The 19,196-nt window shown below is 71.0% G+C and carries 16 protein-coding genes and 2 tRNA genes; 8 read left to right on the plus strand and 10 right to left on the minus strand.

The annotated features are described in order from the left end of the window. Position 1: 1 nt before the first annotated feature. Positions 2–508, minus strand: a complete 507-nt coding sequence (locus QSJ40_RS11105; protein ID WP_285730956.1) for an acyl-CoA thioesterase — start codon at positions 506–508, stop codon at positions 2–4. Between the two features lie 205 nt (positions 509–713). Between QSJ40_RS11105 and QSJ40_RS11110 the strand changes: the two genes are divergently transcribed. Then, entirely contained in the window at positions 714–1,562 is an 849-nt protein-coding gene (locus tag QSJ40_RS11110; RefSeq protein ID WP_053448226.1) for an acyl-CoA thioesterase, read from the plus strand. Positions 1,563–1,660: 98 nt separating this feature from the next. On the opposite strand, the gene QSJ40_RS11115 is transcribed toward QSJ40_RS11110, so the two are convergent. Together QSJ40_RS11115 and QSJ40_RS11120 are read right to left on the minus strand one after the other, a co-directional pair. Further along, on the minus strand, positions 1,661–2,938 hold the full coding sequence (locus tag QSJ40_RS11115; RefSeq protein WP_285730958.1) for an MFS transporter: 1,278 nt from the start codon (positions 2,936–2,938) through the stop codon (positions 1,661–1,663). Beyond that, on the minus strand, positions 2,935–3,645 hold the full coding sequence (locus tag QSJ40_RS11120) for a siderophore-interacting protein (RefSeq protein ID WP_285730961.1): 711 nt from the start codon (positions 3,643–3,645) through the stop codon (positions 2,935–2,937). The genes QSJ40_RS11115 and QSJ40_RS11120 overlap by 4 nt, the downstream gene beginning before the upstream one ends. A gap of 219 nt (positions 3,646–3,864) precedes the next feature. Here QSJ40_RS11120 and QSJ40_RS11125 point away from each other — a divergent pair, with 219 nt between their 5' ends. The 4 genes from QSJ40_RS11125 to QSJ40_RS11140 are packed head-to-tail and all read left to right on the plus strand — an operon-like array spanning position 3,865 to position 12,138. Next, on the plus strand, positions 3,865–5,421 hold the full coding sequence (locus tag QSJ40_RS11125) for a pyridoxal phosphate-dependent decarboxylase family protein (RefSeq protein WP_285730963.1): 1,557 nt from the start codon (positions 3,865–3,867) through the stop codon (positions 5,419–5,421). Then, on the plus strand, positions 5,418–7,406 hold the full coding sequence (locus QSJ40_RS11130) for a GNAT family N-acetyltransferase (protein WP_285730965.1): 1,989 nt from the start codon (positions 5,418–5,420) through the stop codon (positions 7,404–7,406). Before QSJ40_RS11125 ends, QSJ40_RS11130 begins: the two co-directional genes overlap by 4 nt. Continuing rightward, positions 7,403–9,295: an IucA/IucC family protein gene (locus QSJ40_RS11135; protein ID WP_285730968.1), complete on the plus strand. Its 1,893-nt coding sequence runs from the start codon at positions 7,403–7,405 to the stop codon at positions 9,293–9,295. The genes QSJ40_RS11130 and QSJ40_RS11135 overlap by 4 nt, the downstream gene beginning before the upstream one ends. Beyond that, positions 9,292–12,138 (plus strand): GNAT family N-acetyltransferase, encoded by a 2,847-nt coding sequence (locus QSJ40_RS11140; RefSeq protein WP_285730970.1) that lies wholly within the window; start codon positions 9,292–9,294, stop codon positions 12,136–12,138. The genes QSJ40_RS11135 and QSJ40_RS11140 overlap by 4 nt, the downstream gene beginning before the upstream one ends. Before the next feature lie 78 nt (positions 12,139–12,216). Here the strand turns inward: QSJ40_RS11140 and ettA are convergent, their stop codons facing one another. Together ettA and QSJ40_RS11150 are read right to left on the minus strand one after the other, a co-directional pair. Beyond that, positions 12,217–13,899, minus strand: a complete 1,683-nt coding sequence (gene ettA, locus QSJ40_RS11145) for an energy-dependent translational throttle protein EttA (protein WP_024290679.1) — start codon at positions 13,897–13,899, stop codon at positions 12,217–12,219. Between the two features lie 189 nt (positions 13,900–14,088). Further along, positions 14,089–14,685 carry a single-stranded DNA-binding protein gene (locus tag QSJ40_RS11150; protein ID WP_285730973.1) on the minus strand — a complete coding sequence of 199 codons (597 nt, stop codon included), beginning with the start codon at positions 14,683–14,685 and terminating at the stop codon, positions 14,089–14,091. A 227-nt stretch (positions 14,686–14,912) separates the two neighbouring features. Between QSJ40_RS11150 and QSJ40_RS11155 the strand changes: the two genes are divergently transcribed. Further along, a tRNA-Arg gene (locus tag QSJ40_RS11155) sits at positions 14,913–14,985 on the plus strand. Between the two features lie 282 nt (positions 14,986–15,267). Here QSJ40_RS11155 and mptB read toward each other — a convergent pair. Further along, positions 15,268–16,830 carry a polyprenol phosphomannose-dependent alpha 1,6 mannosyltransferase MptB gene (gene mptB, locus QSJ40_RS11160; RefSeq protein WP_285730975.1) on the minus strand — a complete coding sequence of 521 codons (1,563 nt, stop codon included), beginning with the start codon at positions 16,828–16,830 and terminating at the stop codon, positions 15,268–15,270. 177 nt (positions 16,831–17,007) lie between these two features. Here mptB and orn point away from each other — a divergent pair, with 177 nt between their 5' ends. Together orn and QSJ40_RS11170 are read left to right on the plus strand one after the other, a co-directional pair. Then, positions 17,008–17,637: an oligoribonuclease gene (gene orn, locus QSJ40_RS11165; RefSeq protein ID WP_285730988.1), complete on the plus strand. Its 630-nt coding sequence runs from the start codon at positions 17,008–17,010 to the stop codon at positions 17,635–17,637. Between the two features lie 154 nt (positions 17,638–17,791). Further along, positions 17,792–17,867 (plus strand) — tRNA-His (locus QSJ40_RS11170). Here the strand turns inward: QSJ40_RS11170 and QSJ40_RS11175 are convergent. From QSJ40_RS11175 to QSJ40_RS11185, 4 genes are all read right to left on the minus strand, one after another. Beyond that, positions 17,860–18,207: a hypothetical protein gene (locus QSJ40_RS11175; RefSeq protein ID WP_285730977.1), complete on the minus strand. Its 348-nt coding sequence runs from the start codon at positions 18,205–18,207 to the stop codon at positions 17,860–17,862. The genes QSJ40_RS11170 and QSJ40_RS11175 overlap by 8 nt on opposite strands. 28 nt (positions 18,208–18,235) lie before the next feature. Further along, a complete protein-coding gene (locus tag QSJ40_RS12840) occupies positions 18,236–18,517 on the minus strand; it encodes an IS3 family transposase (protein ID WP_352156507.1) in 282 nt (93 codons plus the stop codon). A 34-nt stretch (positions 18,518–18,551) separates the two neighbouring features. Further along, positions 18,552–18,905, minus strand: coding sequence for an IS3 family transposase (locus QSJ40_RS11180; protein ID WP_285730979.1), 354 nt, complete (start codon positions 18,903–18,905; stop codon positions 18,552–18,554). Further along, positions 18,902–19,196 (minus strand): IS30 family transposase (locus QSJ40_RS11185; protein ID WP_285730981.1); only part of this gene is annotated, 295 nt, incomplete at its 5' end. The genes QSJ40_RS11180 and QSJ40_RS11185, both read right to left, overlap by 4 nt.

Consider the following 19,196-nt stretch of genomic DNA (forward strand, 5'->3'; position numbering starts at 1 on the left):
CTCACGCCTCCTGAGCGCCCGAGCCCTCTTGGGCTGCGGTCTCGGCCGGACGGCGGCCGAAGACGATCGGATCCCCGCTGCAGTGCTCCAGGAAGGCGCGCTGCTCCGGGCCGAATGCCTCCGGGCGGCCGGTCCTGGCGTCGATCTCGACGGTCGTGGACTGGGCGATCGCGTAGACGGTCCCGCCGCCCGCGTCCTGGAGCCTGTAGTTGAGCACGTAGGAGCTCGTGCCGATGTGGGAGGCCCACACCTCCACCTCGATGTCGGAGATGCGGTAGTGCAGCTGCGCCAGGTACTCGACCTCCTGGCGCCCGATCACGGTCAGGCGCTGCCCCACGAGCTCCCGGAACGTCACGCCCCCCGGCACACCGGGGACGCCCTCCAGAGTCGACTCGCTGAGACGCACTCGCGCTTCCTCGAAGTACTGCAGCTGGATGACGTTGTTGGCGTGGCCGTAGGAGTCGATGTCGCCGAAGCGCATCTGCACGGGGATCCTCAGGGTGGTCATGCCATCCATGGAAGCACACGGGCCCGACGCCGCCGCTGCACCCGCTGCGCAGCCCCGCGCCCCTAGAGTTGAGCCCATGAGCCAGCACCCCGATGAGCACGCCCGCCCCTCCTCCGCAGCGCCCCAGTCCTCCCCGACGCAGCGGTCCTCGGCCCAGGAGGTGCCCGCCAAGGATCCTGCCCGTCGCACGCAGGATCTGATCGACATGCTCCAGCTGGCCGATGGCGGCGGGGCCCGCACCCACGAGGACATCTTCGTGGGACGCACCCTGTCGGCCATGCGCCGGGCCGTCTACGGCGGCCAGGTGCTGGCGCAGTCCGTCATCGCGGCGGGGAGGACGGTCGAGGAGCCGTCGCGGCGCATCCACTCGATGCACGCCTACTTCCTGCGCGCCGGAGACATCGACGAGCCGATCACGTTCGGTGTGGAACGCATGCGCGACGGCCGCTCGTTCTCCACCCGGCGCGTGCATGCCTACCAGTCCGGCAGCACGATCTTCTCCGGGATCTGCTCGTTCCAGGAGCCCGCCGAGGGCCTGGAGCACCAGGACCGGATGCCGCAGGGCATGCCGGATCCGGAGTCCCTGCCCACCGCCGAGACGCTGCTGGAGGGCGTGCCGCTGTCGGCGGCCCGCTCGGTGATCGAGCGCCCGTTCGACATCCGCTACATCACCCAGCCGATCTACCTGGCCCCGGACGAGGATCGCCAGCCGTTCAACGCCGTGTGGGTGCGCACCCACAGCCGCCTGCCCGATGACCCTCAGCTGCACCAGGCCGCACTGGCCTACGTCTCCGACTACGTGATGCTCGAGCCCGCGCTGCGCCGCCACGGCAAGGTGTGGACCCAGAAGGGCATGTCCGTGGCCTCGCTGGATCATGCCATGTGGTGGCATCGCCCGGCTCGCGCCGACGAATGGCTGCTCTACGTGCAGAGCTCCCCGTCGGCCTCCGGAGCCCGCGCGCTCGGTGAGGGCCGCATGTTCGACCGCGATGGGAACCTGGTGGCCACCACCATGCAGGAGGGCATGATGCGACTGCCCGAGTTCGCGGACTGAGGACGAGGGCTGGGGAAGGAGCGGATGCTCGCCAGCCGCGACTCGGCTGGCAGCATCCGCTCGGAACCTGCGTCGATTCCCGTACCGGAGACGGGAGCTCAGCCGCGGCCTGCCGCTCGACCCCAGACCCGCTGATGCCGCTGTGCGGTGAGGATCCCGGCGGCGGCCACGACCAGGCCGACGAGCAGGGAGATCGGGTAGCCGGTGAACGCCGCGACCGTGAGTCCGGCCCAGGCCCCGATCGTCCCGGCGAGCATGTTGAGGCTGCTCAGCAGCGTGAAGTCGGCCCCGGCATGGTCGGGGCGCGAGAGATCCAGGTTGACGGCGTACATGCCGGTGTTCGCCACGGTGTAGCCCGCCAGGATCAGGCAGGCGCCGAGGACGGCTGCCGCCCCCGCGGTCGCGGAGGCGCCTGAGCCGAGCACGAGCGGCAGCAGGAGAAGACCGCCCAGCAGCTGGACGCCCGCCCCCAGACCCATGATCGGAGCCCGTCCCCATCGGCCCATCAGGCGCCCGGCCAGCAGGCCGGCACCCAGGGCCGGGATCGAGGCCAGCACGGAGGTGGTGAGCCCGATCCGGCTCAGCGACCAGCCGGCGTCGGTGAGGATGGGGGTCACCAGCGACCACATGCCCGCCGAGCCCATGGCCACCAGCGGGATGGCACCCAGGCCCCACAGCCGGGATCCCGGCTGTGCCAGCACGCCCACGACATCGCGCAGGCGCAACCGGACGTGCGCGAGGTCCTCGCGCTCCGGCTCCCGGCAGCGCAGCACGGGGATCATGGCCGCAGCGGTGCACAGCACCAGCAGCACGACGGCCGCGCGCCAGCCCCACTGGTCGTGCACGACCAGCGCCAGCCCGCCGCCGATCACCGTGCCGACGTAGCTGGCGGCCACCTGGACTCCCGCGCCCTCATCGTGCCGGTCCTCGGGCAGCTGACGCACGGACAGCGCGTCGGCGGCGATGTCCTGCGTGGCGGAGAACAGCACGAACAGCCCGGCGAGCACGGCCACCGGGCCCAGCTGGGCGACTGGGTCGCCGATCAGCGCCAGGCCCAGGAGGCTGAGGACCATCAGCGACTGCAGCAGGATCAGCCAGGCTCGATGATGGCCCGCCGCCCGTGCGGGGCTCCAGCGGTCCACGAGCGGCGCCCACAGGATCTTCAGCGGCCAGATCAGCCCGAGCAGCTGGAGCAGGCCCAGCATCGCCAGGTCCACCCCGCCGCTGCGCAGGATCCCGGTGAGGCCGGTGCTGATGAACGACGCCCCGATGAACTGGGTGGTGTACAGCGCCCAGAGCAGGCTCCACAGCCCTGCGGCCACGTGCGGCCGCGCGACGGAGGCCCTCGGGGTGCTCGCGGTCCTCGCCCGGCTCATGCGCTCCTCCAATATGCCGTGGCCTCGATGGCCTCGCGGCCCACGCCGTGAGCGCGCAGCATCGACGACACCCCGCGGGTGTCGCGGGCCTCGAGCGCGATCCAGTAGCGATCCTGCGGGCTCGGCGGCTGCTGCGACCAGCGGCTCTCCAGGACGGCGCGCACCCCGCTGCTCTCGTCGCTGCGGTGCACCCTGTGGCCTTCCGCAGTCGGCCCCAGGTGCAGCGGCAGCTGCCGGTCCTCGGGCAGCCTGTGCTCGAGCCAGACCTCTGCCGGAGCCTCGCCCAGCGATGCGAGCAGCGAGTTCATCGCGGGCAGCGCTGCCGAGTCGCCGATGACGATCGTCCGGCCGCTGAACGGGACGTCGGGGTCCACGGCCTTCCGCGCGCGACGACCGCGGGGCTCCCAGGGCGGCTTGCTGCCCAGCAGCGACGCTCGGATCGTGTCGCCGGGACGGCACTCGCGCGCCCAGTCGCTGGCCGCGCCCTCGTGCAGGGCGAACTCCAGGCTGAACCGGCCGGCGTCGACATCGGGATCCACCAGGGTGTAGGCCCGCTGGTGGTCCCGGCCTCCCTCGGCGAACCACAGCCGCAACCACATGGTCGGGTGCGGGACCCTGCGGGCCAGCAGTCCGCCGTCATCCAGCTCCAGCCGCAGGTACGACGGCGCGATCTCCTCCCGCCCCAGAACTGTGAGCTTGGTCTCCATCGACCCCATGGCACGCACCACGGCACTCTCTATCCTCGCCATGCTCCCTCTCCCGCTGGGTTCTGCCGGTTCGGCCAGCTCGCAGTGAGCCGCCACTCAGGAAGATTAGGCTAACCTCACTGTTCGTTGCGGCCGGGAGGAACACCCCGTGTCCCCCGATCGTGACGGCCCGTGTCCCACCGGTCCCCTCGCGGACCACGGCGAAAGGCAGTCTGCTCCATGCCCCCAGCCCCCGATCCCGCCGATTCCACGATCTGCCGCCCCCCAGCCGTCCCGGCATCCGCGCAGCGCGATCTGCTCGCCGCTGCCACGGCCCCGCAGCTGCGCGAAGCCGTCGCCTCCGCCGCACTGACCTCCTCGACCCGCCTCGCCGAGGCCGGCGCAGCGCACTCCCCCGCCGGATTCGACGACCTCGCCGCCCTGATCGACCCGATCGACCTCGACCGGCCGCTCGGGGATCTCGACTCGGCGCTCGGCGAGCTCGACGAGCTCTGGCTGCGTCACGCCGTGTGGTTCCACCTGCCGCGCACCGCCGCCCACCTCAACTGCCCGGTGGCCGTTCCCGCCGTAGCCGCCGAGACCATGGCCGCGATCGTGAACACCTCGGTGGACACCTGGGACCAGTCGACCTCGGCCACCCTGATCGAGCGGCGGCTGCTGGCCTGGACCGCGCAGCGCATCGGCTTCTCCGACGGCGCCGACGGCATGTTCACCCCCGGCGGCACGACCTCGACCCTGCAGGCGCTCATGCTTGCCCGAGACGAGGCGCTCGAGCGCTCCGCGGCGACCCCGCGAGCCGAGCCCCGGCCCGTGCGCGCGGCTCGGCTGCGGCTGCTGGCCTCCGAGCAGAGCCACTTCTCGGTGCTCACCGCAGCGCACATCCTGGGCCTGGACGACGATGCCGTGGTCCAGGTGCCCGTCGACGACGACGGCCGCATGCTTCCCGAGGCCCTCGAGCTCGCACTGGAGGATCTGCGCGCCCAGGGCCTGGTCCCGGCCGCCGTCGTGGCGACCGCCGGGACCACGGACCGCGGTGCCATCGACCCGCTCGAGCGGATCGCCCAGCTGTGCGCCGAGGCCGGGACCTGGCTGCACGTCGACGCCGCCTACGGCGGAGGGCTGCTGGCCTCGCCGACTCAGCGGGAGCGCCTGGCGGGGATCGAGCAGGCCGATTCGGTGACCATCGACTTCCACAAGTCCTGGTTCCAGCCGGTGTCCTGCTCGGCCGTGATCGTGCGCGATCCCCGCACGCTGCGGCACTGCACGCATCACGCCGACTACCTGAATCCGGCCGACACCCCGGAGCCCAACCAGGTGGACCGCTCCCTGCAGACCACGCGGCGCTTCGATGCGCTCAAGCTGTGGACGACCCTGCGCGCCATGGGCCCGGAGCGGATCGGCGAGCTCTTCGATCGCTGCTGCGCCCTGGCCCAGGAGACGGCCCGGGAGATCACGGCCGATCCGCGCTTCGAGCTGATCGCGCAGCCGTCGCTGTCGACGGTGCTGTTCCGCTGGCTGCCCCTGGACGGCTCGGAACCGCAGGCTCTCGTGCGCCCAGTGCGGCGCCGAGTGTGGGACGACGCCTCCTCCACGGTCGCCGAGACCGTGGTCGATGGTCAGCGCTGCCTCAAGCTCACGCTGCTGAACCCCGCCGCTCAGCTCAGTGACCTGCGCGCCGTCCTGGACGACGTCCACCGGGCCGGGGAGGCCGTGCTCGCCGAGTGCGCTGCGCAGCCGCATCCCGACATGGCCCAGACCGCAGAGAGGATCCGATGACCATGCGCTCCACCGCCGAGACGGGCTCCGCAGCCGAGCCGCTGGACCTGCTGTGTGTGGGCCTCGGGCCTTTCGGCCTGGGGCTGGCCTGCCTGGCCGATCCCCTGCCGGACGTGCGCGCCGCCTTCCTGGACCGCAGACCTGGCTTCGACTGGCATCCCGGGCTGCTCCTCGAGGACGCGACGCTGCAGGTCCCCTTCCTGGCGGACCTGGTGACCATGGCCGATCCCACCTCCGAGCACTCGTTCCTGAACTGGCTCAAGGAGACGGGGCAGCTCTACTCCTTCTACGTGCGCGAGTCCTTCTATCCGCTGCGACGCGACTACAACGCGTACTGCCGCTGGGCCGCCTCCCGCGTCCCGGGACTGCACTGGGGCCAGGACGTCCTCGAGGTCCGTCGCCCGTCCGGCTCCGGGGCCTGGCAGGTCCGCTCCCGCGACGACGACGGTCTCGAGCAGCTCTGGTGGACCCGCCACCTCGTGGTCGGGGCGGGCACGATCCCCACCCTGCCGAAGGCGCTGGATCCTGCGGGCGATGCGGTCCTGCACGCCGGCGACTACCTGGCCCACCAGGACCGGCTGCACGGGCAGGATCATGTCACCGTGCTGGGATCGGGGCAGTCGGCCGCGGAGGTCGTCGTCGATCTGCTCGAGGATCCCCGCGGCCCGGCCGTGGACTGGGTGACCCGCTCCCCGCGCTTCTACCCCATGGAGTACTCCGAGCTGTCGCTCGAGCTGACCTCCCCCGAATACCTGGATCACTTCCGGGGCCTTCCGGAGGATCAGCGGGATGCGATCAACCGCGCCCAGCCGCAGCTGCACCGCGGCATCTCGGCAGAGACGATCACCCGGATCTACGAGGCGCTGCACGTCCGCCGCGCGGCCGGCGGGCGTGCCCCGGTGCGGCTGCTGGCCGCGACCGAGCTGGTGGCCGCCGCCCCGCACGACACCCGGACGCTGCTGACCTGGCGCTCGATCGAGACCGGGCGCAGCCGCGAGACCGTGACGGACGCGGTCGTGGCCGGCACCGGCTACGCCCCTGCTCCCCTGCCGTGGCTGGAGCCCGTGCGCGCTCAGCTCAGCCTGGACGGAGCAGGACGCCTGAGCCCGGACCGATGGCACCGAGCCAGCTCCGACGGCACCCTGCACGTGCTCAACCACACCGAGCACACCCACGCCCTGACCGCCCCGGATCTCGGCATGGGCGCGCTGCGCAATGCGATCGTCCTGGGCCACGTCACCGGTCGGCAGCCGTATCGGACGGAGCGGCGGACCATGTTCCAGAGCTTCGGCCGCCTGCCCCAGCAGCACTGGGGCCCCCGCACCGCCGAGGCCCAGCCGTTCTGCGCCGAGATCGACGGGCGCCGCTTCATGCTGCGTCCGGTGGACCCGCAGCGCGACGGCGCCGCGCTGCACGAGTGGCTGAGCCGGCCTCGGGCCAGGGCCTGGGATCTCGTCGGCGCAAGCCCCGAGCGGATCCGAGAGGTCTTCGAGGCGATCGAGCGCGCCGATGACATGGATGCCTGGCTCGTCGAGGAGATCGTGGCCTCGGATCCCGAGCATCCGGTGCGGCGCGGCTTCGTGGAGACCTACGACCCCGCACGCAGCCCGCTGGCCGAGCACTGGTGCGTGCGCGACGGCGACGTCGGGCTGCACTTCTTCATGGCCCCGGCCCAGGATCCGGTGCCCGGGACGTCCTCGGCCGTCATGGCGGCGGCCCTGCGGCTGCTGTTCAGCGACCCGTCCGTCCAGCGCGTCGTCGTGGAGCCGGACGAGACCAACCATGCGATCCGCGCCGTGAACCGCAGCGCCGGCTTCCGAGAGCTCGGACCCCTCGAGCTGCCGGAGAAGACCGCCTGCCTGTCCGTGCGCGAGCGCACCGCGGCCGACGCAGCGCCCGAGACGTCCGAGGGCACCTCGGCTTCCGAGCGCCCGTCGGCCGGCACCCTGACCGTCGATCCCGCGAGCGAGGAGGATCCCCGATGACCGAGACCGCCCTGACCGGAGCCGAGACCGTGAGCTCCGCCGGACCCACGCCTGCCCCGAACCTGGATGCCGAGGGCGCCGAGCAGCTGCAGCGGCTCACCCTGGCCAAGCTGTTCGCGGAGTTCGCCCACGAGCGCATCCTCGCGCCGCGTCCGGAGGCGGAGGGTTGGGTCGTGGACGATCACACCGGCACGCCGCGCTGGCGCTTCCGCGCGAGCCGCCACCCGATGGAGCACTGGCGAGTGGATCCGTCGTCGATCCAGCGCCTGGACGACGATGGCCGCCCCAGCCCAGCGCCTCGCGATCTCGACGCCCAGCAGGCGATCCTGGATCTGCGCGAGGTCCTCGAGCTCACCGACCGGGTGCTGCCGCTGTACCTGGAGGACCTCTCCGCCACGCAGCTCACCTCCGCCCGGCGTCAGGCCCGACCCGCACCGAGCTCACGCGAGCTCGCCGCGAGCCCTCTGGAGCTCGTCGAGCAGCATCTGCACGAGGGCCACCCCGGATTCGTCGCCAGCTCCGGCCGGATCGGCTTCGGCGCCGCCCAGCAGGAGCGGTGGGCGCCCGAGGCCCCGGAGCCGACCCCGCTGGTGTGGCTCGCCGCCCGCCGCAGCGGCTGCGTCCTCTCGCTCTGCCGCGAGATGGACGACCGCGAGCACATGGAGCTTCACCTGCTGGACTCGGAGCGCGAGCGCTTCCGCGCTGCCGTGCGGGAGGCGGGCGAGGACCCGCAGGACTACACGCCGATCCCCCTGCACCCCTGGCAGTGGGAGCACCGGATCCTGCCCGGCATGCTGCCGGACGTCCTGCGCCGGGATCTGATCCTGGTGGGCCCCAGCGAGCACCGCTGGCGCGCCCAGCAGTCCGTGCGGACCTTCCTGGACATGGACGATCCGGCCCGCGACTACGCCAAGACCGCGCTGGGCGTGCATTCGATGGGCTTCCTGCGCGGGCTCTCGCCGGCCTACATGGAGGCCATGCCCGCCATCAGCGACTGGCTCGACGACATCGTCTCGGCCGACCCCGTCCTCAGGGAGTGCGGCGTGGAGGTCCTGCGCGAGCGCAGCGCCGTGGGATGGGTGGGCGATGCCCAGCACCGCTCGGGGCTGCGCAGCGATCACACCAAGCAGCTGGCCGCGCTGTGGCGGGAATCCCCGGTCGCTCGGGTGGCCCCCGGGGAGCAGGCCGCCAGCCTCGCCGGGGTCCTGCACACCGATCGCGACGGCGTGCCGCTGGCGCGCGCCTGGATCGAGCGCAGCGGGGTCGATGCCGAGACGTGGATCCGTGCTCTGCTGAAGGTCTACCTGCTGCCCGTCGCGCATCTCGTGCTCTCGCGCTCGATCGCGCTGATGCCCCATGGCGAGAACGTGATCCTGCGCCTGCAGGACGGCCTGCCGGTCGGCGCGTTCTGGAAGGACCTCGGCGAGGAGATCGCCGTGATGGATGATCAGCCCCTGCCCCCGCAGATCGAGCGCATCCGCACACTGATCGAGCCGGAGTCCCAGGAGCTGTCCGTGCACACCGACGTCCTGGACGGCGTGCTGCGCCACCTGGGTGCGCTGCTGCACGACGACGGCGTCCTGGACGAGCAGCGCTTCTGGGGTCTGGCCGCCGAGGTCCTCGACGAGCACCGCGCTGCCCATCCCGAGCTGTGGCGCGGACACGATCTCTTCCGCGAGGACTTCGCCCACTCGTGCCTCAACCGCCTCCAGCTGCGCGACCCGCAGTCCATGGTGAGCCTCACGGACCCGTTGGGCTCCCAGATCCTCGTGGGGCGGATCCGCAATCCGCTGGCGCAGTTCCGCGGCGTCGGCCCCACCTCGGACGAGATCGGAAGTCCGGCCGGCGTCGAGGTCGAGTGCCGGGACGAGGCGGCGAGCCGCCCATGACCGATCCGGATCCGCACGGCTGCGAGCTCTCCGGCGACGGGTGGGCCGTGTTCCGGGACCCGCACGGCGTGCCGCACGTCCAGGCGCGCGACCTCGAGGCGCTGGCCTTCGGTCACGGGGCCGTGACCGCCCGCGACCGGGTGTGGCAGCTGGAGGTCCTGCGCACCCGGGCCGAATCCCGCAGCGGGCATCTGCTGGGCCCGGAGCACGACGACGGCGACCATCTCAGCGCCGCCCTCGGCATCGAGGAGACGGCGCGGTCCTGGTGGGAGGCCGCTGGGTCTCAGGACCGCGTGTTCCTGGCCGGCTACGCGCGCGGGGTCAGCTCGCAGCTGTCGCAGGCCTGGGCAGCAAGCCCCGAGGTGCAGTCCCTGGGCCTCGGTCATCGTCCGCCCCGGCCCTGGCAGCCATGGACGCCGATCGCGGTGCACCTGGACGTTCACCTGCTGGCGGGAAGTCTGCCGGAGCAGCTGTGGCGCGACCGGGTGCGCCGGCAGCTCGGAGCGCAGTGGCTCGACGCCCTGGACGCGGAGAGTCCCCGCACGGCCGGATCCAATGCGTGGCTGGTCCCGGGGCGGCTCAGCGCCTCCGGCGCGCCGATGATCGCGGCTGATCCGCACCGGATCGTCGAGGAGTCGGGGCCCTACCAGCCGGTGTGCCTGTCGTGCCCCGGTGTGCGCGTTCGGGGCTTGGCGCTGGTGGGCCTGCCGGGCGTCCCGCACTTCGGGCGCACGGAATCAGCGGCATGGGCGATCACCGCCTCGATGGCCGTGACGGAGCAGCTCGCCGAGATCACTGTGGTGCGCTGTGGCGGGCAGCTGGTCCAGCAGGAGACCGGTGAGCCTCTCATCGAGTCCGGGTTCCGGGACAGCACCGGCGCACTGCGCGTGATTCGTCGCTGCCGCCAGGGTCGGGTCCTGCCCGGCAGCAGCGAGCGAGAGGCTGCGCTGTCGGACCTGCCCGAGGGCGGCACCGCGTCCGTGCTGGTCGTGCGCACGGCAGCCGAGCAGCTGTCGCCAAGCTCTGCGGCCACGGCCCTCAGCGCCTGCCGCACTCTGCTCGGCGCCGGCACCGCTGCCGATGTCCTGGCCGCGGCACAGAGCTGGGCGGTGCCCGTCAACGACCTGGTCGCGGCCGACACGACGGGCAGGTGCGTGCACGCCGTGATCGGTGCGGCCGCGCGCCCGCTGCCCGAGCCCCGCGACGTCGACGACCTGCTCGTCCGCGCCAATCAGCGGCCCCCGGACCCCATCGCAGCCGGGTCCGTCCTGGGGTGTGCCCCTCCCCATCGCGCCCGGCGCGCAGAGCACCTGCTGCGCCAGGCGCTCGGGGACAGCGGTGCGATCTCGGCGGAGGACCTGCTCAGCGCCCAGCTGGACACGCGCTCGTCGTCCCTGCTGGGTCTGGTGCACGCGCTGCTGGCTCCGGCTGACGCGCAGAAGGACTCCGACGACGACGCCGGCGGGACCGTCGATCCCGTCGCCGGCCCCTGCGCGGATCGCACCGCCGGCTCGTCCAGCCCCGTTGCAGGATCGGAGGTCGAGGCCCTGCGCCAGGAGCTGCTCGAGTGGGACGGGGAGATGGCCGCGGACTCCGTCGTCGCCGCGCGCGCAGCCCAGTGGCGGGATCTGCTGGCCCGGCACCTCGCGGGCCATCCGGCGCTCGAGCCGCTGCGCGGCGCCACGGGCCTGCCGCCCCTGTGGGATCCCCTGCTCGGGACCACCCCTCGGGTGGGGCTGGCCCTCGAGTCGATCGTCACCCTCGGCCCGGGGCTGGGGCTGGACCCCGGCCCCTGCGCCCAGGCGGCGCTCGAGGAGCTCGCGGCGCAGCTGGACAGGCCGTCCGGCTCCCCGTGGGGAGTGCAGCACGCCTTCGCCCCGTGGAGGGCCTGCGACCAGCTGCTGCCCTTCGCTCCCGTGCCCGTCGGCGGGGACTCCGATGCGCTGCTGGCCGCAGGCGTGCTGCCGGGCCTGGGCGCGGGCTGCGCTCGTGTGCCCTCGGCGCGGGTGCTGTGGGACCTGGCGCACCCGGCCGCCTCGGCATGGATCACCCCGGACCCCGTGGACCGCGGCCAGCGGGGCTCGCGACCGCTCGATCGGTGGGCGGCAGGCGAGATCGATCAGGCGCTGCCGTGGGTGCCGCCTGGGGCTCCGGCGTCCACTGACCGTCCGCACCCGTTGGGAGGCCTGCACCTGCGCCGCCCTGCCGCGCAGGTCACGTCCGAGGCTCCGGTCGGCGCTTCCGCAGAGGAGTCCACCGGTGCCCCCGGGTTCGGCGCCGATGCTCCCCTGCTGAGCCTGCGACCGGTGGATCCCCTGGCCGATGCCGAGCTGCTGCACGGCTGGGTCAGCTCACCGCGCGCCGTCTTCTGGGGCATGGGAGGACTGGAAGCGGAGACGGTCTCGGCGATCTACGCCGAGATCGCAGCCTCCGACAGCCACCACGCCTGGGTCCTCGAGCTCGAGGACCGCCCCCTGGGGCTGCTGCAGACCTATCACCCGCACGCCGACCCCATCGGCGGGGCCTATCTGCCGCGGGCCGGGGATCTGGGCATGCACCTGCTGCTCGCCCCGGCCCGGCGGCCGCAGCCCGGATTGACCTCTGCCCTGGCGGAGTCGCTGGCGCAGTTCCTCTTCGCCGACCCCGCTACCCGGCGCGTGGTCGCCGAGCCCGATGCCTCGAACTGGCGAGCGGTGCGGAGGATGCAGCGCACCGGCTTCGAGCTCGGCACGCAGATCCGGCTTCCGGACAAGACCGCCCAGCTTGCCTTCCTGACTCGCGAGACCCTGCAGGGCGCCCGAGTCAGGGGCGGTGCCGCGGCTGATCCGAACCAGCGCACATGATGACGAGGGCCCGTCGTCATCCGGTGCAGGATGACGACGGGCCCTCGAGGCGCGGTGCGAGGGCCGCGGCAGAGCAGCTCAGTCGCGCGTGAGGCGGCGGTGGGTCATGCGGCCCGGGCGGGCTGCCTCCTCGCCGAGGCGCTCGATCTTGTTCTCCTCGTAGGACTCGAAGTTGCCCTCGAACCAGTACCAGTTGTCCGGGTTCTCCTCGGTGCCCTCCCACGCCAGGATGTGGGTGGCGACCCGGTCCAGGAACCAGCGGTCGTGAGAGATGACCACGGCGCAGCCCGGGAAGTCGAGCAGCGCGTTCTCCAGAGAGCCCAGGGTCTCGACGTCGAGGTCGTTGGTGGGCTCATCCAGCAGCAGGAGGTTGCCTCCCTGCTTGAGGGTCAGCGCCAGGTTCAGGCGGTTGCGCTCACCGCCGGAGAGGACGCCGGCCTTCTTCTGCTGGTCCGGGCCCTTGAAGCCGAACGCGGAGACGTAGGCGCGCGAGGGCATCTCGACCTGGCCGACGTGGATGTAGTCCAGGCCGTCGGAGACGACCTCCCACAGCGACTTCTCGGAGTCGATGTTCTCGCGATTCTGATCCACGTAGGAGATCTTCACGGAGTCGCCGATGCGCAGCTCGCCGCCGTCGATCGGCTCCTTGCCCACGATGGTCTTGAACAGCGTGGACTTGCCGACGCCGTTGGGGCCGATCACGCCGACGATGCCGTTGCGGGGCAGGGTGAAGGACAGATCCGAGATCAGCGAGCGGTCGCCGAAGCCCTTCTGCAGGTCCTTGGCCTCGATGACCAGGTTGCCCAGACGCGGTCCGGGCGGGATCTGGATCTCCTCGAAGTCCAGCTTCCGGGTCTTCTCTGCCTCGGCAGCCATCTCCTCGTAGCGCGCCAGACGCGACTTGGACTTGGTCTGGCGGCCCTTGGCGTTGGAGCGCACCCACTCGAGCTCGTCCTTGAGGCGCTTTGCCTGCTTGGCGTCCTTCTTGCCCTGGACCTCCATGCGCTTGGCCTTGGTGTCCAGGTACGTGGAGTAGTTGCCCTCGTAGGGGTACAGGCGGCCGCGGTCGACCTCGCAGATCCACTCCGCCACGTGATCCAGGAAGTAGCGGTCGTGGGTCACGGCCAGCACGGCGCCGTGGTAGGCGGCCAGGTGCTGCTCGAGCCACAGCACGGACTCGGCGTCCAGGTGGTTGGTGGGCTCGTCCAGCAGCAGCAGGTCGGGCTTCTCCAGCAGCAGCTTGCACAGCGCCACGCGGCGGCGCTCACCTCCGGAGAGGCTCTTCACATCGGCGTCGCCGGGAGGGCACTGCAGGGCGTCCATGGCCTGGGCGAGCTGGGAGTCGAGATCCCAGGCGTTTGCTGCGTCGATGTCCGTCTGGAGGGATCCCATCTCCTCCATGAGGGCGTCGAAGTCCGCGTCCGGCTGGGCCATCTCCTCGGAGATGGCGTTGAAGCGGTCGAGCTTGGCCTTGATCTCGCCGACGCCCTCCTCCACGTTGCCGAGGACGGTCTTGTCCTCGTTCAGCGGGGGCTCCTGCTGGAGGATGCCCACGGAGTAGCCGGGCGAGAGACGGGCCTCGCCGTTGGAGGGCTCGTCGAGCCCCGCCATGATCTTGAGGATGGTGGACTTGCCCGCGCCGTTGGGACCCACGACGCCGATCTTGGCGCCTGGGTAGAACGACATCGTGACGTCATCGAGGATGACCTTGTCGCCCACCTTCTTGCGGGCCTTGTTCATGGTGTAGATGAATTCAGCCATGGCCCCCAGGCTACCCGTCGGGGACGACAGCCGGAGCCACACCGCCTGAGCATCTGCCCAGGGTCCAGTCCCCTCGGCCGGGCTCCGCACCCCGGCGGCGCCTCCCCCTGCCCCTGAGAGCACCCGAGCGGGAGGCGCCGCGAGCGCCCTGCAGGCCCGGCACGGACCTGCTGCTGTCCGCACTCCGACTCAGGAGGAGGAACCCTGCCCGGCACCGGCCAGCAGCTCCTGCGGATCGCCCTCCCACGAATGTGCGTCCTCGGAGCTGCCCCCGGCATCGGAACCGGAGCCGTCGCGGCCGTCGTGCTCGTCGTTCCCGTCGAGGATTTCGCCGGTCATGGGGTCGACCGGGCGGGGCCCGTCGCCCCAGTCGTCGCTGTGCTGCGAGGCGTCCGAGCCCTCGCCGCGCGAGCTGTCGGAACCGGCGCCGGAGCGCTTGTAGGTGGCAGTGCCCATCGCCAGGTCCGGGCCCAGGGCCGTCGCGTCGATCTCGACGGTCAGCCGCTCCTGACCCTCCTTGGTGGTCCAGGGCCGAAGGCGCAGCCGGCCCATCACGAGCACGGCGTCGCCGACCTTCAGAGACGAGGCGGCATTCCCCGCCAGCCGCCGGAAGCAGGTCACGGTGTACCAGTTGGTGGGGCCCACATCGACCCAGGAGCTCGACTCGGTGTCGAAGCGCCGCGGGGTCGAGGCCAGGCGGAACGACGCCACCGGAGTGCCGTCGGGAAGATTGCGGAGATCGGGCTTGGTGGCGGCGAAGCCGCGGACCGTGAGGGTGTCGAACATGGCAACTCCTGATGGTGAGGGCCGAGACGAGCCGCTCGGCGGATGGTCGCCGGAGCCTGCTCGTGCGGGCAGCGCCCCGGAGTCCGCTCAGACTGGACCGCCATGCCCCGACCCCGGCGGCGGCGCCGACGCATTTGGGGGCATCTGCAGGCACACGCCCGGATCTTGTTGCTGTGGAGGCAGGGTGCACGGTCGGCGCGAGCTGTTCGATAAGCTGTTCCGCGCCCGCCTCGGTAGCTCAGGGGATAGAGCAGGAGCCTTCTAATCTCTTGGTCGGGGGTTCGAATCCCTCCCGGGGCACTTCTGTCCTGAGTCGCGACATCGTTGACAGACGATGTCGCGGCTCAGCCTCTTCTCGCGGCGAGCAGGCGGTTCGAGACAGATATGCACGCCATCCGCGCTGATGGCATGCATATCTGTCACCAACCGGAGCTGCCGTAGGCTCACGCGCTCACGGCGGACGTTCAGGCGCGGGGACCTTGCCGTTCGCACATGGATCGTCTCGCGCACTGTCTAGGGACTCCATGCCCCTGGGCGTCCCCGTCATCGATCCCTGGGACGCGCAGAACGGTTCCTGCGCCCTCAGATCACCACGGGCTGGTTCGGATCGAGGGTGCGCCTCCGTCGGCTGCGCCGGGTGGCGGGGTCCAGGAACCAGAGGTAGGCGCCGTAGGCCACGCCGATCACGGCGGCGATGGTGCGGCCGGAGCCCAGGTCGATGTCCAGGTATGGGAAGACGTCGAGCTGGTCCGAGATCGCGTAGATCATGAAGAACACGGTCAGGAAGAGCAGGACGTCGGCCTGCCAGTCGGGGCGGATGCCGGTCACCGCGAAGAACGGGATCAGCCACACCACGTACCAGGCCTGGATCATGGGTGAGAACACGACGATCGCCGCGAAGGCCAGCGTCATGCGCCGCACCACGCGCTCGTCGCGGCCCGTGAACATCAGCCACAGGATGATCGGCACCGCCAGCGCCTGACCGGCCGAGTGCACGAAGCCCCTGGCGGCCCCCGCGTCGCCGCCGAACAGCCCGGCGATCCCACCGACCACCACGCCCAGCAGGCCGATCGGGGCGTACCAGATGAACGAGGTGCCGGTGGTTGACAGGCCCTCGATCCAGCCCCAGCCGAAGCCGGACATCCAGCCCAGCACGGCCATCACGGCGATCGCCCAGGCCAGCGTCAGGAACCAGATCAGGAACTTCCGCGGCCACGAGGCGCCGCGCCCTGCCCACAGGAGCCCGATGAACGGCAGCAGCACCACGGTGATCGGCTTGATGCCGATGGACAGGACCACCAGCGCCGTGCCTGCCAGTCCCCCGCGCCAGTCGCGCCACGTGGCCGCGACCAGCACGCCGAGCAGCGCCAGCGCGGTCATGATGGCGTCGTTGTGCACGGCCAGGATGAAGTTCACCAGCAGCAGCGGATTGGCCGTCGACAGCCACAGGGCGCGCGTGGGATCGATCCCGTGGCGCTGCGCCAGCCGGGGAACGGTCCAGGCCAGCAGCATCACGGACAGCACGCACAGAATGCGGAACAGGAAGACCGACGAGTCCGGCTCCGCGCCGGTGATCCCGACGATCGCCCGCTCCATCATGATGAACAGCGGCCCGTACGGCGGCGGGGACTCGCTCCACAGCTGATCCGCCCCCAGCTGGAAGAAGTTCTCGATCGTGGAGACGCCGGCCTCGTACGGGCTCAGCCCGGCAACCGCCACGCGGCCCTGCCCGATGTACGAGTAGACGTCGCGGCTGAAGATCGGCACCGAGAAGACCATGGGCACCGACCAGGCGATGGTCGCGGCGGTGACCCACCTGCGGGAGCCCGGTCCCCACCCCTGCAGCTTCTGACCCAGCCGGAACCACTCGCGCACCAGCATCATGGATCCGATCGCCACCAGGATGATCGACAGGATCGCGCCCGGTGTGGTGAAACGCAGCTCGATCACCAGGGGGCTGCGCCGCAGCTCGGAGACCCCTGCCAGCCAGCCGACCCCGTAGGAGCCGATCATCAGCAGCACCGATCCGAGAGTCCCGAAGACGACGGAGCGCAGGATCGACCGCTCTTCGCGCGCGGAGCGCGGCGGGGTCGTCGCGGCGTCGGCCGCCGGCTCGGGCGGCTGCTCGGTGGTCGTCTTTGGCACGGATCCCCTCACGGCGGTCTGCTGACGGTCGATCGGGCGGCACGGTCCTGCTGCAAGAGCCGCCCGCAGTGGCCGTCATACTACCGGCGCGCCGCGGCTGAGACTCCTCGCGACGGATATGCAGGGCTGTCCGCCGCCGCGGCTACAGTGACCGACGTGGCTCTCTCTAACGAACGAATGGTGTGGATCGACTGCGAGATGACGGGTCTGTCCCTGACGGACGACGCCCTCATCGAGGTCGCGGTGCTCGTGACCGATGATCAGCTCAACGTGCTCGGCGACGGCGTGGACGTCGTCATCCGGCCGCCGGAGGGCGCGCTCAAGCAGATGGGCGACTTCGTGCGGAACATGCACGTCGAGTCCGGCCTGCTGGAAGAGCTGCCGTCGGGGACCTCGATGGAGGAGGCCCAGCAGCAGGTCCTCGACTACATCAGGACATGGGTTCCGGAGCCGGGAAAGGCACCGCTGGCCGGCAACTCCGTGGGCACCGACCGCACGTTCCTGGTCCGGGACATGCCGGAGGTCGTGGAGCACCTGCACTACCGGATCATCGACGTCTCCACGATCAAGGAGCTGTCCAGGCGCTGGTTCCCCAGGGCCTACTTCCAGTCCCCGGACAAGACCGGCAACCACCGCGCCCTGGGCGATATCAAGGACTCGATCGACGAGCTGCGCTACTACCGCGAGGCCGTGTTCGTGGACGACCCCGGCCCCTCCTCCGATCAGGCCAGGGAAGCGGCCTCGCGAGTGGTGGCTGCCCGGCGCCTGGCCGAGCAGAGCGGCTCCCAGGACGAGCCGCAGGCCTGAGGTCCCGCGCCGCCCCTGCGGCCGTGCGATCTGCGCGTGACGAGATCGACATCGTGCGCGCGGAAGACTCAGGAATGGGTTACAGTAGTCCGCGTTGCTCAGCGGCTGACAACGTCTCCCCTGCGGAGACGGCCCGGCCGTGGAGAGCAGCTTGGTGGGCGTAGCTCAGTCGGCAGAGCGCCTGGTTGTGGTCCAGGAGGTCGCGGGTTCAACCCCCGTCGCTCACCCCAAACGGGTCAGGTGTGAACTTTCGACCAAGGGTCCGCCCTTGGTCGCGGTTCCCACCTGGCCCATTTTCTTCGCTTCGGCGGTCCAGCTCAGGGCGTCGGCATGGAGGCCAGGGATGCTCAGCCCGTCGTACGGGTTCCGGTAGCCGACGCGCACGTCGTTGTCCTCGTCGATGTAGAGCGCCTTGAACAGCACCTGATTGATGAGCCGCCGGTTCGCGTCGTCGGCGTGCTCGTAGATGTCGGCGGCGTTGGACAACAGCTTCAGGGAGTCGTCGAAGTTCTCTCGCGCAGCGGCGTAGTTGCCGTGGTGCGCGGTGATCCGGTGCTCGATGGTCTCCAACGACGCGGTGTGTATCGCCCCGGGTTTGTTAGAGGCTCGCAAGTGCCGCGTCGGCGGTCGCCGACACGGTCTGGTGGTGATGATAGTTCTCCTCGAGCTCGACGGGCGGGATCATGCCGATCTCGCCGTGGAGCCGGCGATGGTTGAACCAGTCGATGTACTCAGCGGTCGCGATCTCGAGCTCGTCGATGCCCGTCCCGGGCGAGGTCGGCCCGGCAGCGTCGTCGACAGCTGCCAGCCGTCCACACGGCGGGAGAGCACATCGATGACGAACACGGCATAGACCCAGCCCGCGAAGGTGCGGCAGCAGGTGGTGTCCGCGACCGGCAGCTGGTTCGGGGCGGTCACGGTGAAGTCCCGTTCGACCAGGTCAAGGCCAGTGTCCGGCCATCGCCGGCAAGCGTGATCCGCGGGCCCTTCTCTCGAGTGATCCCGCGAAGTCCTTCCGCCGGCATCAGTCGTTGCCCGGTGCAGCGCGCGACCATGACGCCTTCTCGGCGCAGCTGAGCGTGGAGCTTCTTCGCGCCGTAGACCCCGAAGTTCTTCGCCTGGACACGGCGAATCTGGACCAGCAGCTCGTTGTCCCGAATCGTGCGCTTCGAGGGCGGGCGGGTCTTGAAGGCGTCGTGGGTGCTCGGCGCGATCTGGGTGCCCGCTGCGAAAAAAGCCGAGGCCGACTTCAGGATCGGCGGATTCAAGCGGTGAGCGCAAGGAACTCTGCGAGCTTCTCTGATGGTGTCAGATAGCCCAATGTCTTCCGAGGGCGCCCGTTGAGACTGTCCTGGATCATGTCGAGTTCCCTGCGGCTGAGGCCGCTGAGGTCGGTGCCTTTGGGGAGGTACTGGCGCAGCAGGCCGTTGGTGTTCTCGTTGCTGCCGCGCTGCCAGGGCGAGTGAGGATCGCAGAAGTAGATCGGAATGCCCGTGGCGGTAGTGAACGCAGCATGCTTGGCCATCTCCGCGCCCTGGTCCCAGGTGATCGTTCGGGCC

Source organism: Kocuria sp. NBRC 114282 (genome assembly GCF_030268385.1).
GTDB lineage: Bacteria > Actinomycetota > Actinomycetes > Actinomycetales > Micrococcaceae > Kocuria > Kocuria palustris.

Excerpts from the sequence above, each read along its gene's own strand:
- QSJ40_RS11105 (WP_285730956.1), bottom strand. The coding sequence starts at position 508 with ATGACCACCCTGAGGATCCCCGTGCAGATGCGCTTCGGCGACATCGAC.
- orn (WP_285730988.1), top strand. The coding sequence starts at position 17,008 with ATGGTGTGGATCGACTGCGAGATGACGGGTCTGTCCCTGACGGACGAC.
- QSJ40_RS11125 (WP_285730963.1), top strand. The coding sequence starts at position 3,865 with ATGCCCCCAGCCCCCGATCCCGCCGATTCCACGATCTGCCGCCCCCCA.
- QSJ40_RS11130 (WP_285730965.1), top strand. The coding sequence starts at position 5,418 with ATGACCATGCGCTCCACCGCCGAGACGGGCTCCGCAGCCGAGCCGCTG.
- QSJ40_RS11120 (WP_285730961.1), bottom strand. The coding sequence starts at position 3,645 with ATGGAGACCAAGCTCACAGTTCTGGGGCGGGAGGAGATCGCGCCGTCG.
- QSJ40_RS11135 (WP_285730968.1), top strand. The coding sequence starts at position 7,403 with ATGACCGAGACCGCCCTGACCGGAGCCGAGACCGTGAGCTCCGCCGGA.
- QSJ40_RS11115 (WP_285730958.1), bottom strand. The coding sequence starts at position 2,938 with ATGAGCCGGGCGAGGACCGCGAGCACCCCGAGGGCCTCCGTCGCGCGG.
- ettA (WP_024290679.1), bottom strand. The coding sequence starts at position 13,899 with ATGGCTGAATTCATCTACACCATGAACAAGGCCCGCAAGAAGGTGGGC.
- QSJ40_RS11110 (WP_053448226.1), top strand. The coding sequence starts at position 714 with ATGCTCCAGCTGGCCGATGGCGGCGGGGCCCGCACCCACGAGGACATC.
- QSJ40_RS11150 (WP_285730973.1), bottom strand. The coding sequence starts at position 14,685 with ATGTTCGACACCCTCACGGTCCGCGGCTTCGCCGCCACCAAGCCCGAT.
- QSJ40_RS11140 (WP_285730970.1), top strand. The coding sequence starts at position 9,292 with ATGACCGATCCGGATCCGCACGGCTGCGAGCTCTCCGGCGACGGGTGG.